The organism is Zobellia barbeyronii (assembly GCF_018603515.1).
GTDB classification, from domain to species: domain Bacteria; phylum Bacteroidota; class Bacteroidia; order Flavobacteriales; family Flavobacteriaceae; genus Zobellia; species Zobellia barbeyronii.
This window is the reverse complement of sequence record NZ_JACATN010000001.1, coordinates 1,065,510-1,081,865: the sequence shown is the minus strand read 5'-3', so window position 1 is coordinate 1,081,865 and position 16,356 is coordinate 1,065,510. Positions and strand designations below refer to the sequence as shown.

Sequence of the window (16,356 nt, the reverse complement as noted above, 5' to 3'; positions counted from 1 at the left end):
CGTGCTAATGTTTGTACGTAATGTAATTTGTTCGAAGTGATTCCAATCCATTTGCTACAAAATCGACATCAATTAAAGCTCTATAATGAGTAGACTCGTTTATAATATGAAAAAGCATATCCTGCATCGTATGAATGAGCAGTCTGTCTTCACTGTTTTCATAATCTACTCTTTTATCAAAATCTTCAGCTTCAGAAGTAATATCAAATGAGTTACGCTGATTCTCGTAGTGAATATCACCCCAAGTACTTACCTCATGCAATTGGCCTAATTTATATTTAGGTTTTCGCTTAGCAATATGCTCATTATAAATATGATGAATATTCAAGATTTCAGAAAATAGCGCAACACTTTTCTCCGGAATAACATCGAGTGCAGCGCTAGCTTCAATGATTTTTTTGTTGCAATAGAAATTATAGTCGAACATCTGATTGAAAAATACTTTCACGGCAACAGGTATTATAGGGTTTAGCTAATTTCTTTGGATGCTTTTAGCAACAATTCTCTGGTGGCAATAATTCCTTCTTCTTCACCAATTTTATTGCCTTCATATTCCACTCCAACAAAACCAGTATATCCATGGTCTTTTACCATTTGAAGCATTTTTACATAATCAATTTCAGTTTCGTTACCATCGGCATCAAAGTCGTGCGTTTTAGCACTTACTGCTTTAGCATAAGGCATCAATTCTTTTACACCTTTGTATTTATCGTACATAACCTCGCACTCACGACTATCCTTTTTACGGGTAATACAGAAATTTCCAAAATCAGGAAGTGTTCCACAATTGTCTAGAGACACTGCTTTCATAACTTCGGCATGAAGAGCTCCGTTAGAAGATAGTCCACCGTGGTTTTCTACAAGAATATTAATATTTTTTCCTTTTGCATAGGCACACAGCTTTGTAAGACCATCTATAGAATTCTTTTTCCATTCTTCTGGCTCATCAGTACCCTGAAGATTAACACGTATAGAATGACATCCCATAGCTGCAGCAGCGTCTACCCATTTTTTATGCTTTTCTACAGTTTCATTTCTTTCTTTCTCATCACTCGCGGCAAGACTCCCCTGCCCATCTATCATGATCAAAACATTTTCCATACCATGCTTTTTAGCCTCCGCATTAGATTTCTCTACAAAAGCGGCCATTGCTTCTTCCGAATATCCAGCATCTTCCAATTCAGGATTGTATAATTGACTTACATATTCTAAACCTGAAAAACCCCAATTCTTTGCTTTCTCTGCAAATGTGTAAGGGTCTACACCATCTTCTCTAATCATTCTATGAATAGACCATTGGGCTAAAGACAATTTAAAGAAAGGTTCTATTACAGCTTCTGCTCCTTCTGAAGTAGCATCCGTTATTTTTTCACCTTTTTTTGTCTCCTTACACGCAGCGAATCCTAAGATTGAAAGTGCTAAACCGGCCTGAGAACTATTTCTTATAAAGTTTCTTCTTTTCATTATTCGTGATTAGTTTATTGAAATTTAAGGATTTGGAGGTAGATTACTCTTAAATATGCCACCTTAACAAGATGTATAGCGAATAAATGTAGAAAATTAATTTAATATTTAATAAATTTAGGGACTAAACAATTTTGTACATGAGCAAATTTTATTACAACGAAGAGCAAGAGTCTTACGATGCGATTGTGGTAGGTACAGGTATAAGTGGAGGTTGGGCAGCAAAAGAGCTGTGTGAAGCCGGACTAAAAACCTTGGTACTAGAACGCGGACGTATGGTGACGCACATCGAAGACTATGAAACTGCGAACATGGACCCTTGGGACTTCCCTAATGCAGGAAAGCCAACAAAAGAGGACATCGCAAAACAGGAAAAACAAAACCGAACGGGTTATACGACCAATGCTGCTAGTAAGATGTGGTTCGTAAACGACCTTAAGCATCCATATAATGAAATCCAACGTTTCGACTGGATGCGAGGCTACCATGTAGGTGGGCGTTCATTACAGTGGGGGCGTCAGAGCTACCGCTGGAGCGACATTGATTTTGGAGCAAATAAAAAAGACGGTATCGCTGTAGATTGGCCGGTACGTTATAAAGATATTGAGCCTTGGTATGCAAAAGTTGAGGACTATATTGGTGTTAGTGGTGAGGCATTAGACCTTCCACAATTACCGGATAGTAACTTTTTACCACAGATGGATTTAAACTGTGTAGAAGAACACTTTAAAACAAAAGTAGGTGAAGAGTTTGATGGCCGTGCTGTAACCGTTGGTAGAGTTGCTCATATTACCGGTACTAAAAACTTTGACGGTCGTACAAAATGTCAATACAGAAACAGATGTATAAGAGGGTGTCCTTTTGGAGGGTATTTCAGTAGCCTTTCTTCTACATTGCCTGCAGCAGAAGCTACAGGAAATATGACTTTGCGTCCAGACTCTATTGTTCATGAGGTTATTTATGACCCAGAAACAAAACTAGCTACAGGTGTTAAAGTTATAGATAGAGTTACTAAAGAAGCTCATGAGTTTAAAGCGAAGGTTATTTTCCTTTGTGCTTCATCTATAGCTTCTACTTCTATTTTAATGCAATCAAAATCCGAAAAATTCCCTAATGGTATGGGTAATGAATCCGATCAATTGGGCCGTAACATCATGGATCACCATTTAGGTGTAGGTGCATCTGGTAAATTTGACGGTTTTGATGATAAATACTATAAAGGTAGAAGACCTAATGGTGTTTACATCCCAAGATTTAGAAATATTGGCGGTGATACCGAAAGAAAAGACTACAAACGTGGCTTTGGTTACCAAGGTGGTGCAAGTAGAGGCGATTGGGAAGATTTAGTTGCCGAGCTATCTTACGGAAAAGAACTAAAAGATGCCGTGTTGAAACCAGGTGGATGGACTATTGGTATTGGTGGATTTGGTGAGGTACTTCCTTACGAAGAAAACCGTATGACCCTTGACTATGAAAAATTAGATGATTGGGGATTGCCAACGGTTACATTTGATGCCGGATTCAAAGAGAACGAATTAAACATGCGTAAAGACATGATGCAATCTGCCATAGACATGCTTGAAAAAGCAGGTGTGAAAGATGTTAAAGGTCATGATCGCGAAACAGGCTTAGGTCTGGGTATACATGAAATGGGTACTGCTCGTATGGGTAGAGATAGAAAAACATCTGTACTAAATGGCAACAACCAAGTACATGATGTTCCTAACGTTTACGTAACAGATGGTTCATTTATGACTTCTGCAAGTTGTGTAAACCCATCATTAACTTATATGGCATTTACAGCAAGGGCTGCAGACCACGCTGTAAAACAACTTAAAAAAGGAAACATATAATGGATAGAAGAAAAGCACTCAAGAATATGGGTATGGCATTGGGTTACACCATTGCCACCCCAACTTTGCTAGGTATTGTTCAAAGTTGTAAAAATGAGACTGTACTAGAATGGACCCCTGAGTTTTTTACAAAAGACCAAGGAGCGGTGTTGACCAAATTGGTAGATATTATTCTTCCAAAAACCGATACCCCTTCTGCTTCAGAAACTCAAGTAAACATTTTCATTGATCGTTTTGCTGATCAGGTAATGGAAAAGGAACAACAAGATTTCCTTAAAATGTCTATGGACAGGTTTATTGAGAAAGCGTTGAAAGATGCTGGCAAAGAGAAAGCAGGAGATTTGTCTCCTGAAGAATTGGAACCTGTTCTTGCCGCTGCCTTAAAGGTGACGAAAGAAGACGAGGTGACAAATAATTTAGCTGTTAAACAATACAATGAGGCGATAGCCAAAGGTAAAGAAGCCCTACTAGATGATGGTATAGCTCGCTTTGCTTTTGCAAACAACCTTAGAGGAATGACAATCTGGGGTTACAAAACCTCTGAATATGTTGGTGAAAAGGTTTTAGCTTATTTACCTATTCCTGGTGAATATATTGCTTGTGCAGATACTGAAGAATTGACTGGCGGAAAAGCTTGGTCGCTCTAATATAACCATAAGAGCATATAGAATAAGAGCCGTTGGTAAATTACTATTTACTTGCGGCTCTTTTTTGTTTTACAATTATATACCAAACCCTATACTAAAAATGAAAAGAAGAAATTTTATTCAAAAAACGGCATTAACAGGCGGGGCTATTTCTTTGGGAAGCAATTTTGCCTATTCCAATTTAAGCGCCAACGCTTTAAAAGCACATAAATTCAATCTTAACTATGCTCCACATTTGGGCATGTTCAAAGAACTGGCCGGTGATGACCCCATAGACCAGATTAACTTTATGGCAGACCAAGGTTTTACTGCTTTTGAAGATAATGGCATGATGAAACGCGATGTTGCCCTGCAGACCAAAATGGGAGAAACCCTTGCCAAAAGAGGTATGACCATGGGTGTTTTTGTTGTAGATAAAGGTGGTAACATGAAAAATACGCTAGCCGCTGGAAAACAAGAATACATTGATATTTTTTTAGATGGATGCAAGAGAGCTGTGGAAACTGCAAAACGCGTGAATGCTAAATGGATGACTGTTGTACCTGGTGGCTTTGAAAGAAAACTACCTATAGGAGTACAAGATGGTAATGTTATTGAAGCCTTAAAAAGAGGTACCGAAATATTGGAACCACATGGCTTAACTATGGTCTTAGAACCCCTTTCTGATTCACCAGACCTTTATCTACAGAATTCGGATCAGACCTATATGATTTGTAAAGGCGTTGATAGCCCATCATGCAAGATACTGTTTGACATCTACCATATGCAAAAAACAGAAGGACATTTAATTCATAACATGGACCTTACTTGGGATGAAATAGCCTATATCCAAATTGGAGATAATCCTGGAAGAAAAGAGCCTACTACTGGAGAAATCAATTATAAGAATGTATTTAAATGGATACATGAAAAAGGTTTTAACGGCGTACTTGGTATGGAACACGGTAACTCTAAAGATGGAAAAGCTGGTGAACAAGCTGTAATAGATGCTTACATCCAAGAAGATTCATTTCTATAATATTTAACTTAATGCTTAATAGCCTCTATTTTCCATGGGAAGTAGAGGCTTATTTTTTACGGTTAGATTCGCGTTTCAAGGATAAAGTGATGCGTTTCATCGAAGTCGTGATGCGAATAATGCATTATAACGAGTTTTTTGACCTTTTTCGACGTTCTACATACTACAGAAATAAGATTGCATCTAACAGAGCCGTTGTTATTATATGAACTCATATATATACCTACTTATCAGTTACACGGCATTAATGTTAATCTCAAAACTAGCATTTAACTATTTCAAGCGAAAAGGTTTAAAAAGCCAATTAGAATAGTTCACATTAGCCATAACCACATATAAAAAACAACACATTGCATGTATTTGCAATGCGAAAACTATTGCAGTTTCGTCAAAAAAGGTATAAAAGCCTTTAATAGGGAACATTTTTCTTAAAGTTCTCTCAAAATTCATCCTTTTTTACGTTTTCACGTAATCTAATCAGCCCTTTTACTACGTATATTATATACAATCATTTATTGGGGCACAATGGATAAGTACATCATCATATTAATCGTTTATATTGCTGCGTATATTTTTTCAGCAGTAGCAAGACCGTATCTAGAGAAATAAGATTTTTCTTTAGAATATAGTATTATCCTCTTGGGTAATTTTTAGTTATACCACATTGCTTCAAAGCCTTTCGCTTTGGCCCACTCCTTCTATATCAAGTGCATTCAAATAATTATAGCTAGCTGCGCTTCCCTCAGAAAATTATTGCTGCATCCAATTTAAATCCATCGAACTGAAAACATAAAAAAACCCTGACTTTTCAGTCAGGGTTTTTACATTGTATAAAACCTTTCTAATTAAGAACCACACATCAAGCAATCATCATCTGCTTGACCCTCTTTGGCTCTAGCAATCATTTCTTTCATCTCTTGAGGCGACATTGGCTGAATATCAACTTCTGCTTGTGGAGCAGTAGAAGTAGTCGTTACTTCCATTGCTATGGCTGCTTCTACAGGTGGTGTGGTTGCTGCTGCTTCAGCTTCTGCAGCAACACTAATTGGCGCTGTATTCTTTTTACTGTTATCCAAAGTAAATTTAATAGCATCTACCGCTGCCTTAGTACGTAGGTAGTACATACCCGTTTTTAAACCGCTTTTCCATGCGTAAAAATGCATTGAAGTCAGTTTAGAATAATTTGCATTTTCCATGAACAAGTTTAAAGACTGACTCTGATCAATAAAATAGCCTCTTTGACGGCTCATGTCTATAATATCTTTCATACTGAGCTCCCAAACCGTCTTGTATAAGTCACGAATGTCTTGCGGAATAGTCTCTATATGTTGTATAGAACCATTGGCTCTCATGAGATCTTGTTTCATATTCTCATTCCAAAGACCTAAATCTACTAAGTCTTCCAAAAGATGTTTGTTTACGACAATGAACTCACCAGAAAGAACTCTTCTGGTATATATGTTAGAAGTATATGGCTCAAAACACTCATTGTTACCCAAAATTTGAGAGGTAGAAGCAGTTGGCATTGGCGCAACTAAAAGCGAGTTTCGAACTCCGTTTTTCACTACTTCTTTACGAAGTTTAGCCCAATCCCATCTTCCAGATAATTCCTCATCCTTTATACCCCAAAGGTTAAACTGAAAATCTCCTTCAGATATTGGTGACCCTTCAAAAGTAGAATACGGACCTTCTTCTTTAGCCATTTCCATAGAAGCGGTTACAGCAGCATAATAAAGGGTCTCAAAAATCTCTTGGTTTAACTTTTTAGCTCCTTCGCTCGTAAATGGCAATCTCAATAAGATAAAAACGTCTGCAAGCCCTTGTACCCCAAGACCAATTGGTCTATGGCGCATGTTAGAATTTTTAGCCTCTATAACAGGATAGTAGTTTCTATCTATTACGCGGTTTAAATTTCTAGTCACCCTTTTTGTTACTTTAAACAATTCTTTGTGATCAAAGCTTTTGTTCTTAATGAACATGGGTAACGCAATAGATGCTAAGTTACATACCGCCACCTCATCAGGAGAGGTGTATTCCATAATCTCGGTACACAGGTTAGATGAACGAATGGTACCTAAATTTTTCTGGTTACTCTTACGGTTAGCTGCATCTTTATACAACATGTAAGGCGTACCGGTCTCTATTTGAGATTCCAATATTTTTTCCCAAAGGTCGCGGGCCTTTACGGTTTTTCTTCCTTTTCCTTCAGTTTCGTATTTGATGTAAAGCTCTTCAAATTCTTCACTATGGCGAGTAAACAGTCCTGGGCATTCGTTAGGGCACATCAATGTCCATTCTTCATTAGCCTCTACTCTTCTCATAAACAAATCGGAAATCCACATGGCATAGAAAAGATCACGTGCGCGCATTTCTTCTTTTCCATGGTTCTTTTTCAAATCTAAGAACGCATAGATATCTGCATGCCATGGTTCCATATAAATAGCAAAGCTACCTTTACGTTTCCCGCCACCTTGATCAACGTAGCGCGCAGTATCATTAAACACCTGAAGCATTGGCACAATACCATTAGATGTCCCGTTTGTACCAGCTATATAAGACCCTGTAGCTCGTATGTTATGAATAGACAAACCAATACCACCGGCAGATTGCGAAATCTTTGCCGTTTGCTTTAACGTGTCATAAATACCGTCTATACTATCATCTTTCATTGCTAATAAGAAGCAAGAAGACATTTGCGGTTTTGGTGTACCAGAGTTAAAAAGTGTTGGTGTAGCGTGTGTAAAATATTTTTTGGACATCAACTCATATGTCTCAATAGCCGAGTCTAAATCATTTAAGTGAATCCCTACAGAAACACGCATAAGCATATGCTGTGGACGCTCAGCAATCTTACCGTTTAGTTTTAGTAAATAGGAACGTTCTAAAGTTTTAAAGCCAAAATAGTCATATCCAAAATCTCTATTATAGATAATAGTTGAATCTAGTCTTTCCGCATTTTCAGAAATCACCTTAAAAACCTCATCAGATAATAAAGGAGCCTTTTTATTGGTACGTGGGTTTACGTACAAATAAAGGTCGGTCATAGTCTCAGAAAACGACTTCTTAGTATTCTTATGTAGGTTTGAAACCGAGATACGGGCAGCTAACTTAGCATAATCTGGATGTGTTGTAGTCATTGTGGCCGCAATTTCTGCCGCCAAATTATCTAGTTCAGATGTTGTTACCCCATCATAGAGTCCCTCTATAACACGCATTGCAACCTTTAACGGATCTACTAAGCCGTTAAGACCATAACACAATTTTCTTACTCGGGCTGTGATCTTATCGAACATGACCACTTCTTTTCTGCCGTCTCTTTTAACTACAAACATGTGAATACTTTTTTAGTGGGGTTAAACGTTTGGTTTGCTTAGGGTGAATTGTTAAAATTTTAACAATTCTAAAATAGGGGACAAGAATCCTTTCAAGAAAAAATTCTCTATAGTATACTTAAAAATCTGCGTCGAAGCTTATTTTCTGCGCGTTTTCGTCATTATCCTTATTCAGAATTCCAGCTTTTTGGTATTCAGAAACGCGTTTTTCAAAGAAATTGGTCTTTCCTTGAAGGGAAATCATATCCATAAAATCAAACGGATTAGTAGCGTTGTATACTCTATCGCACTCAAGTTCCACAAGAAGCCTGTCCGTTACAAATTCTAGATACTGTGTCATTAATTTAGCATTCATCCCAATAAGACTAGCGGGAAGAGACTCAGTAATAAATTCTCTTTCTATATTTAAAGCATCCACCAAAATTGCTGTAATACGCTCTTTGGGAACTTTATTTATTAAATGTTTATTATGCAAGTGTACTGCATAATCACAGTGCATACCTTCATCTCTTGAGATTAGCTCATTAGAAAAAGTCAACCCAGGCAAAAGCCCTCTTTTCTTTAACCAGAAAATAGAACAGAATGCACCAGAAAAGAAAATACCCTCAACCGCGGCAAATGCAATTAATCTCTCTGCAAAACTTGGGGAATCAATCCAATTTAAGGCCCAATCCGCTTTTTTCTTAATAGCAGGAAAATTTTCAATGGCTTTAAAAAGTGTATTCTTCTCTTTCTCATCTTTCACATAAGTGTCGATTAAAAGGGAATATGTTTCAGAGTGAATGTTTTCCATCATAATCTGAAACCCGTAGAAAAACTTAGCCTCGGCATACTGTACCTCGCTAACAAAATTCTCGGCTAAATTCTCGTTTACGATACCATCGGAAGCTGCAAAAAAGGCTAATATGTGTTTAACAAAGTAACGCTCGTCATCACTTAATTTATTATTCCAATCATTTAAATCCTCACTAAGATCTATTTCCTCGGCAGTCCAAAAACACGCTTCGCATTTCTTGTACCACTCCCATAAATCATCATGTTTAATAGGAAAGATTACAAAGCGATCGTTATTTTCTTCTAAAATAGGCTCTAAGGCTACGGACATATTAAAGGGTTTGAGTGTTCAGAAGAAAATTCTTCCTTTGCGACGGAAACAAAGGTCGCAAAAAACCACTTGAATTTCATGTTGTTCAATCATTTCCGGCACAAAGTTTTTAACACAAATTGTTGAAATGTGGGCTGACATTGAATATACATGACCCTAACAGGGTTAGACACTTTACCCAAACTTTATATGAATGTTGAACATAAAAAATTAAACCAAAAAGTATGTTTTAAATATACTTTTTGGTTTAAATCAGAATTTTGGGATAAATAGAGTTTTTATCTAATCTATGTTCAATTATGGCTTGTAAACCAAAAAGTTAAAAGCAATATCCATAGATGTTTCATCCGTTGCATAAGTAGCAACAACAAGGTCCCCTCCAACGGAGCTTGCCTTGATAAAACCTAGAGTAGAGCTGTTAATGGTTAATTGTGTTGTATACCTTGTCCACAAATAATTTTCACCAATTATTTTGATACGATAATCGCCAAGTCCATTTTTTTCAACTGTAAAATTACCGCTACCAGTTGAAATATCACCATCTAACATGATAGTCCCATAGGCAATAGGAATTAAATTGGCATCACCTGTGCGGTTACTGTGAACTTCGCCCGCAGTTTTTATATTACCTGCAACATCTAATTTTTCTGATGGGTTTTCATTGCCAATACCCACATTCTCGTTTGAGGCTAATGTAAATTTTGGTTCCCCACCAATTGTTAAATGTAAATTCCCAGTAGTATTACCTCCTGCTGTTCCCATTTCAATATCCTTCTCGCCATTTGCCCCATACATTCCAATATAACCTATTCTACCACTCGATTTATTAAACCTTATCCAACCATTTCCGTCGCCTCTAGTAGATTCAATTAGAATTGGACTATCACTATTAGATACTATTTCTAATGGGGAACTTGGGGTTTCAGTACCGATGCCAACATTTCCACCATTAAAATGAATATTACTGCCATTTTCTGCCCAAAGAGAACTACTGCTACCAGAAGTGCCTCCAATCATCAAATTTCCATCAGCATCGGCCACGACATTACGCTCGCCTAGACCGGCCAACTCAGATGAGCGAATATCACCATCAACATGGAACTTTGCTGAAGGAGTAACTGTCCCAATACCAACATTTCCATCATTTGTAATAATCAATCGGCCAGTTCCATTTGTACCCAATCGAAGTGGCCCATTTTCTTGATTCGTAATTGTTGCCGTAAACCCTAAGCCTAGGTCATTTACCAAGCCAACATACATACCGTCATTTGCGCCATCTCCAGAATCTACTGTTGTATAAATAGAATTACTCTGATAACTATTGGTATGAATTTGATGTATTGCATTAGGATCCGTCAGACCAATACCGACATTTCCGCTATCAAAATAAATATCACCTCCATTTGCGTTCCAAAGAGAGCTTCCTCCACTTCCAACTTCATCGGTACCGGCAACCCATTTATTTGTTGTTCCGTCCCATTTGGCTACTTGACCATCTGCCGCACCCTCGAGTCCGCTTATATTCGTGCCATCACCTAAAAGTAATCCGCTTTCACCTGTAACATCAACATAATCATTTAAATCTACCGAGCCTGTGCCATCTTCAATACTCAATACATCACCAGTCATAATCAGACCTTGATTATCCGTATCCACCAATCCGCCTGAGGCCAATTCTTCAATTGCTGCCTGAGTATCAGCTGCGGCAAGACCTGTACCTGTATTGTCAAAAGGAACCTCTGAGGCATTCTGATCATCCGTACCTCCTGGCGGAATAATTGCGGATAGATCTATTGTAGATCCATCTGTAATACTCAGATCTGTTCCCAAAAGACTTATATCTTGTAATTCATTCGTTGGGTCGGCGTCCGCATCACTTCCACCACCACTTTTACTAACAAACTCATCCAAAGCATCTTGAACATTATCGGCTGTAAGCCCGGAATCTGTATTGTCATAAGGTACTTCAGATGCTATTTGAGCATCTCCGCCACCACTAAACAAACGATTGTCCACATACGTTTTAACGGCTCTTTGCGTAGGTAAAATACCGTTACTGTTCTCTACCAACGCACCATCATCAGATATTTCATTAACTTGATTACCAGAGTTAAGATTGAACCCACCTAAAATTCTCAAATCGCTTTTTATTTTTACTTCCCCAACATTTTTATTCTCGATGTCATTACCATTTGCCTTCCAAACATTATCACCTGATGCTATTGCAAAAGGTACGGCCATAAGTTCTGTAGTGCCTACCTCTGTGCCATTGAATGAAACTGCAACAAAGGCAGCCTCTCCCCACGGCAGATTACCGTAACTGCCTCCATTACTAACTCCACTTCCTATCTGTAAGTTAAAAACGCCATTGGCATCAGTAGTTACCAAATGACTTTCCTTGTATTGATCAGCTGCATCTACACTACCAAATTTTAGTGCTATACCAATATTCAGGGTTTCTTGTTCCAATAATTCATTTTCAGAATTACGAGCAACACCTTGGTAATTGATGAAATTTTTCTGTTGCGCCTGAACCATAAATGTTCCTAAAAACATAATGGTTAGGACTATAATTATTGAAACGTAGTTTTTTTTCATGGTTCTATTCTTTAATCAGTTTATACACATTGGTTTCGGAATTGCCTTCCAAAAAGAGCTTTAATACATATACACCTTTGGCCATATAGGCCATATCTATTTTGTATTCCAGTTTATTCTCTTCTATTTTCTGACTGAACACCCGTTGGCCATTTACAGCAAATAGCTCTATTCCCACCACCTTATTTTCACCTGTAAAAACGGTAACTTCTTCCACAACCGGGTTTGGGTAAACTAAAATATCCATAGGTTCTTCACCAAGACTTAGCGGAATTACCAAAATTCCTTTACCCGCCCAAAAACCTTGGTCTACAGAATTATCATCCGCTATCAGACCCACTACAGGTTCTCCAATAGTAAAACTCACGGATATATCTGTATTGCTCATTACACCACCCACATTGCTAATAACACTGCGCTCTATTGACTGAGCGAAAGAAAATGTGGTGTTTAGGATTAGAAAAAAGAGAAGTAGTTTTTTTTTCATTTTCGTTGGTTTTACTATTAATGCTCTTTTAAGGTTTCAGGTTAACGTCATGACCAACTTACTTCCTCTTCTTTTTAGAAATGAACACCTCTAATATTCCAAAATCCATTTGAATCGTTTTTGAGAAGTCTCTCATGATTTTATGAAAGACGAATATTATCAACAATATAACCTCCATACCTAGAAGGACTAAAGGGTGGATATATTTTGATAAAGAAAAAAGAGAATCAGAAAAAATCAACGCAGCGTTGACCAATAAGGCAGCGATTAGAACAATTGTAGTTTTCATATGCACAGGTTTAAAGTGATGCCATAATTTTAATCGGTTTCATTTTTCACGCTGCATACTTCAATGATAAAACCATCTAAAGTGGAAAGGGAAAACTGTTAGAGTAAGATTGAAGAAGAAAAAACTGAGTTTAATGACCAGATTGATAGCCTTCGACCAAAACCAAAGTCAAGGTACTAGCAACTGGTATTTTGAAGAACTAAAATTGTACAACTAGACCATACTACTGTATAAATTGTTAAAAAGAGAACATATATAGAGCGAATGATTAGCATTGAGTATTTAAGACCCCGTCGCTTGCAAAGGTATTTTAATGCTCTTAATTGTGAATTCCCAATTATCCGAAGTTTTATAACCCTTTTTTAAATTAGGGGGTTTGATGCCTCCATAGATACCGCCTGCAAAAACCGCCACTCCAACCAAAACATATGATAGATTCATTGCGAATCCTGACAACAGAGCAGATAGCACAAGAGTAACGGCGCCCGTATGGAAAAAAAATGCCTTAAGAAAAATAGTAAGTCCTAATGGATTTTTTCTTATTGTACTTATCTCGTTTAAGACAAGAATAACGCCATTTACCGCTATGGTATTTTGATCTAAAATGCTGAATTTACCTTCAAATTTTTCACCGATTTTAGTAATTACCTTTATTCTTTGGTGTTCTTTTAAAAACACTTCTTCACTGGTAATTTGATTTACAATACAAAATACTTTTTCTTGACAAAAGCTATTTTGGTAGATTGAAAGAAAGAATAGTATTAGAACAAATGTTTTCATTTGGTTTGTTTTTGGTGATTTGTAAAACGGGTATCTGTAATCTGCAGCTAAAATTCAGTTCTGGAGATACATGGCTGCCACTCTGCCCTAAAACAGAAAGTCCAAAACAACCTTTTTTTATTGTTGAATTCCAGCAAACCAGACCTCGTATTTTTTGCCCAAAATAGGCGCTGGACTTTCTTTTCCGTTTAGAGCGTTCATAAGTGCCATAACCCACATGTATAGCAATACAAAAATGCCGAATATGTTTATAATCCACCCTAGAATTGGTACCAGACCAATAATTCCCAATGACACCCCTGTAAGACAAAGCCCTACTGACTGCCGAATATGGTAACTCGCAAATTCTTGCTTTTTATCATTGTTCATTACAAAAGCGACCACCAAACCAATAATGGTTATATAAGATAGTATTGCCATTGTCTTGTCATTTTCACTTGTTGCAGCAGTGGTTTGAGCTGCATCTAATTTTGTATCTGTATTTTCCATTATTTCATCTTTTTAAACTATAAAAATTCAATTTTACTCAGCCATATCGGTCAGTTCCTCAAGTTTAAGCTTGCGCACCATGTCCCAAGTTTCTTCAGGAAGCATATCACTCGCATTTACGGTAACTAAAAACCTTTCTTTATAAGCAAACATCAATTGGGTGTGGTTAGACTTTTTCTTATAGGTCTGTTGCGCTTTTACACCATCTACCTCAACTGTTTGCTGATGCTTATATTCATCTTCGGTCTCCATTTCAAAATTACCCAGCAGTCCATAGCTTGTAGACATCATACTGCCCGTTGGGCCAGCACCGTCAATTACCATTACGCTGAACTTTCTTTTCTCCTCAGGTATTTTATATGTTCCCTCCACAGAGTTTACTTGGTACATGCCCGTTTGCCCAACTTTGAACCCGGTTCTTTCTAAGTCCCCCAAATTAGTAGGCAACCATCCTTTTAGTTGTTCATTGGTTAGCGGAATAGCATCTTTTAGTTTTTCTATTCTGCTCTCTACTTTTCTAGCTTCCTTTACAAAAGTGGTCGCGTTTGACACACCTTCCTTAGCTTTTGACAATTTATCTTTTACCTCACCTACACAAGAACCAAACATTATTAATAGCAGTATAAGTCCAATATTTTTGCATGAATTTTTCATGGTTGCTTATTTTATTGTCCTTATTGAGTGTCACAACTTTCTTTATCAATATCTGCCTTGGCTTCCTTAATCTCTTGATCAATTTCTGCCCTGCTTGTAGTTGGTATACAATCATAAATATCATCTAAGGCATCTAGATAAGCTTTGGCTGCACTTTTATAATCGGCGCAATTTTCTGCTGTGGGATTCTCACTATATTCCTGTGCAGCAGTAGACCAAGATTGCAATTCATCTGCATACCCTGCCGCCCAATTTCCTCCAAAGCAGTTTCCTGCGGGATTTAAAGGATTGTCTTTACTACAACCATAGGTTAACATAATGGCTACGCCGCAAACGGCTAAAAGAATTTGTCTCTTAAAATTTTTCATGATTCTTAATTTTATTTGTTAATCAATTGCATTTTGTAGTGTTTTCAAGTGGAAAATTCTTTGCACACAACGTTCTACACCAATTAATGTCTGAAACCAAAAAAGGTTAACATGCTGGTTGATTTTTTTCTGAAAAATAAAATTTTGGAGTAGTGAACTATCGAAACCATAGCGCATAAAAAAGCCAGAAAAATAATTTTCTGGCTTAGACAAACTTTAATACTGTATGATACCACCAAACCGTACGGTCCTTCTAATGTATCAAAATCGATTGGTACCAGAAAGGGTGCTGATTCAGGTAGTTCCCCCGAAACCTATAATCGGCAATCATTTCATCAACAAGTTGACTAAATGACCCAGAATGGTTGCATTAGGCGGACTAAACACGTTCTATTTCATAACATGTTGCCTAGAACCGTACCTTTTTGGGTTGGCAGTTTCATAAAATTGTAAGAGAGTTCCCCATATGTAGTTTTGTATAATTGTTGGTTTGGTATTTTTGTATATCTAATCTTGTACTATATTCAATATCGGTGATTACCAATTTGGGGGGTTGTAAAAATAAGCATTTTCTTAACACGGACTACCAAAGACCTCTATAATTATTGAATCTAACATCATCATCCGTAGATTGTTACAAACAACACACGCCCACCTTTAAATAACGATTAAACAACACCTCTATTGTAGGGTTATACTTTCTTTTCTTTGAGCTTCAAATTTTCTACTAACGTATACCATTCTGCCTTCTGTATTTTTAAAAGACAAATTCATACTTCCACTTATTAACTGTTGATTGAATTCTGTAATATTTAAAAAGCCCCTATATGTAAAATAGGGTTTCTCATCTAAATCGTTAATATTAATAAAACCAAATACGCCATTAAACCCGCTCAAAAGACTATTTGCACTTTTTACAACCTCATGCCTACCTATTACAGTATTTATATCCTTTGTAGGTTTGGAAATTACCATCTCAAAAAGTTGCTTGTTCTCCGCATAGTCAAAATCTGGTTTTAGTGCAATACTCGTAAATGAGACACCGCTCTTAGATACCACCGTATTAGATTCAAAAATTAAAGAACGTTCTAAAATACTAGCTATACTATCTGCTATTCCCACATTGTTTGACACATATGTATCCTCCAAAAAAGAGGAAGGTGACAACTTATGGTCTACTCCAGAATTCGAAAAAAAGAAAACCGAGAGTATTAGCCAAAACCCAACTTTGGTTGTATTGCTGAAAAACTGAAATAGTAAACCATACATAGC

Annotated in this window: 15 protein-coding genes; 3 read left to right on the top strand and 12 right to left on the bottom strand. The window is 37.1% G+C overall.

Annotation, left to right across the window (positions count from 1 at the left end):
- Nucleotides 1–4: 4 nt before the first annotated feature.
- On the bottom strand, nucleotides 5–448 hold the full coding sequence (locus HW347_RS04400; protein ID WP_214610696.1) for a damage-inducible protein DinB: 444 nt from the start codon (nucleotides 446–448) through the stop codon (nucleotides 5–7).
- Nucleotides 449–468: 20 nt separating this feature from the next.
- A complete protein-coding gene (locus HW347_RS04395) occupies nucleotides 469–1,464 on the bottom strand; it encodes a sugar phosphate isomerase/epimerase family protein (RefSeq protein ID WP_214610695.1) in 996 nt (331 codons plus the stop codon).
- 140 nt (nucleotides 1,465–1,604) lie between these two features.
- On the opposite strand from HW347_RS04395, the gene HW347_RS04390 reads away from it, so the two are divergent.
- The 3 genes from HW347_RS04390 (at nucleotide 1,605) to HW347_RS04380 (ending at nucleotide 4,982) form a co-directional block, all read left to right on the top strand.
- The gene (locus tag HW347_RS04390; RefSeq protein WP_214610694.1) at nucleotides 1,605–3,317 is read left to right on the top strand and encodes a GMC oxidoreductase; all 1,713 of its coding nucleotides are present in this window, start codon (nucleotides 1,605–1,607) and stop codon (nucleotides 3,315–3,317) included.
- Nucleotides 3,317–3,964, top strand: coding sequence for a gluconate 2-dehydrogenase subunit 3 family protein (locus HW347_RS04385; RefSeq protein ID WP_214610693.1), 648 nt, complete (start codon nucleotides 3,317–3,319; stop codon nucleotides 3,962–3,964). The genes HW347_RS04390 and HW347_RS04385 overlap by 1 nt, the downstream gene beginning before the upstream one ends.
- A 100-nt stretch (nucleotides 3,965–4,064) precedes the next feature.
- Entirely contained in the window at nucleotides 4,065–4,982 is a 918-nt protein-coding gene (locus HW347_RS04380) for a hydroxypyruvate isomerase family protein (RefSeq protein ID WP_214610692.1), read from the top strand.
- 845 nt (nucleotides 4,983–5,827) lie between these two features.
- Here HW347_RS04380 and HW347_RS04375 read toward each other — a convergent pair.
- From HW347_RS04375 to HW347_RS04330, 10 genes are all read right to left on the bottom strand, one after another.
- Complete coding sequence (locus tag HW347_RS04375) at nucleotides 5,828–8,314, bottom strand: ribonucleoside-diphosphate reductase subunit alpha (RefSeq protein ID WP_214610691.1); 2,487 nt, start codon at nucleotides 8,312–8,314, stop codon at nucleotides 5,828–5,830.
- Between the two features lie 118 nt (nucleotides 8,315–8,432).
- The gene (locus HW347_RS04370) at nucleotides 8,433–9,419 is read right to left on the bottom strand and encodes a ribonucleotide-diphosphate reductase subunit beta (protein WP_155595158.1); all 987 of its coding nucleotides are present in this window, start codon (nucleotides 9,417–9,419) and stop codon (nucleotides 8,433–8,435) included.
- 297 nt (nucleotides 9,420–9,716) lie between these two features.
- Nucleotides 9,717–12,017, bottom strand: a complete 2,301-nt coding sequence (locus HW347_RS04365) for a hypothetical protein (RefSeq protein WP_214610690.1) — start codon at nucleotides 12,015–12,017, stop codon at nucleotides 9,717–9,719.
- Nucleotides 12,018–12,021: 4 nt separating this feature from the next.
- Nucleotides 12,022–12,504, bottom strand: a complete 483-nt coding sequence (locus tag HW347_RS04360; RefSeq protein WP_214610689.1) for a T9SS type A sorting domain-containing protein — start codon at nucleotides 12,502–12,504, stop codon at nucleotides 12,022–12,024.
- Nucleotides 12,505–12,562: 58 nt separating this feature from the next.
- Nucleotides 12,563–12,793: a hypothetical protein gene (locus HW347_RS04355; protein WP_214610688.1), complete on the bottom strand. Its 231-nt coding sequence runs from the start codon at nucleotides 12,791–12,793 to the stop codon at nucleotides 12,563–12,565.
- Between the two features lie 282 nt (nucleotides 12,794–13,075).
- Nucleotides 13,076–13,573: a hypothetical protein gene (locus HW347_RS04350; protein ID WP_214610687.1), complete on the bottom strand. Its 498-nt coding sequence runs from the start codon at nucleotides 13,571–13,573 to the stop codon at nucleotides 13,076–13,078.
- A 117-nt stretch (nucleotides 13,574–13,690) separates the two neighbouring features.
- Nucleotides 13,691–14,062, bottom strand: coding sequence for a DUF4870 domain-containing protein (locus HW347_RS04345; RefSeq protein WP_225901807.1), 372 nt, complete (start codon nucleotides 14,060–14,062; stop codon nucleotides 13,691–13,693).
- A 33-nt stretch (nucleotides 14,063–14,095) separates the two neighbouring features.
- Entirely contained in the window at nucleotides 14,096–14,716 is a 621-nt protein-coding gene (locus HW347_RS04340) for a hypothetical protein (RefSeq protein WP_214610686.1), read from the bottom strand.
- A gap of 20 nt (nucleotides 14,717–14,736) precedes the next feature.
- A complete protein-coding gene (locus HW347_RS04335; RefSeq protein ID WP_155595163.1) occupies nucleotides 14,737–15,084 on the bottom strand; it encodes a hypothetical protein in 348 nt (115 codons plus the stop codon).
- Nucleotides 15,085–15,765: 681 nt separating this feature from the next.
- The gene (locus HW347_RS04330; RefSeq protein ID WP_214610685.1) at nucleotides 15,766–16,353 is read right to left on the bottom strand and encodes a hypothetical protein; all 588 of its coding nucleotides are present in this window, start codon (nucleotides 16,351–16,353) and stop codon (nucleotides 15,766–15,768) included.
- Nucleotides 16,354–16,356: the final 3 nt, after the last annotated feature.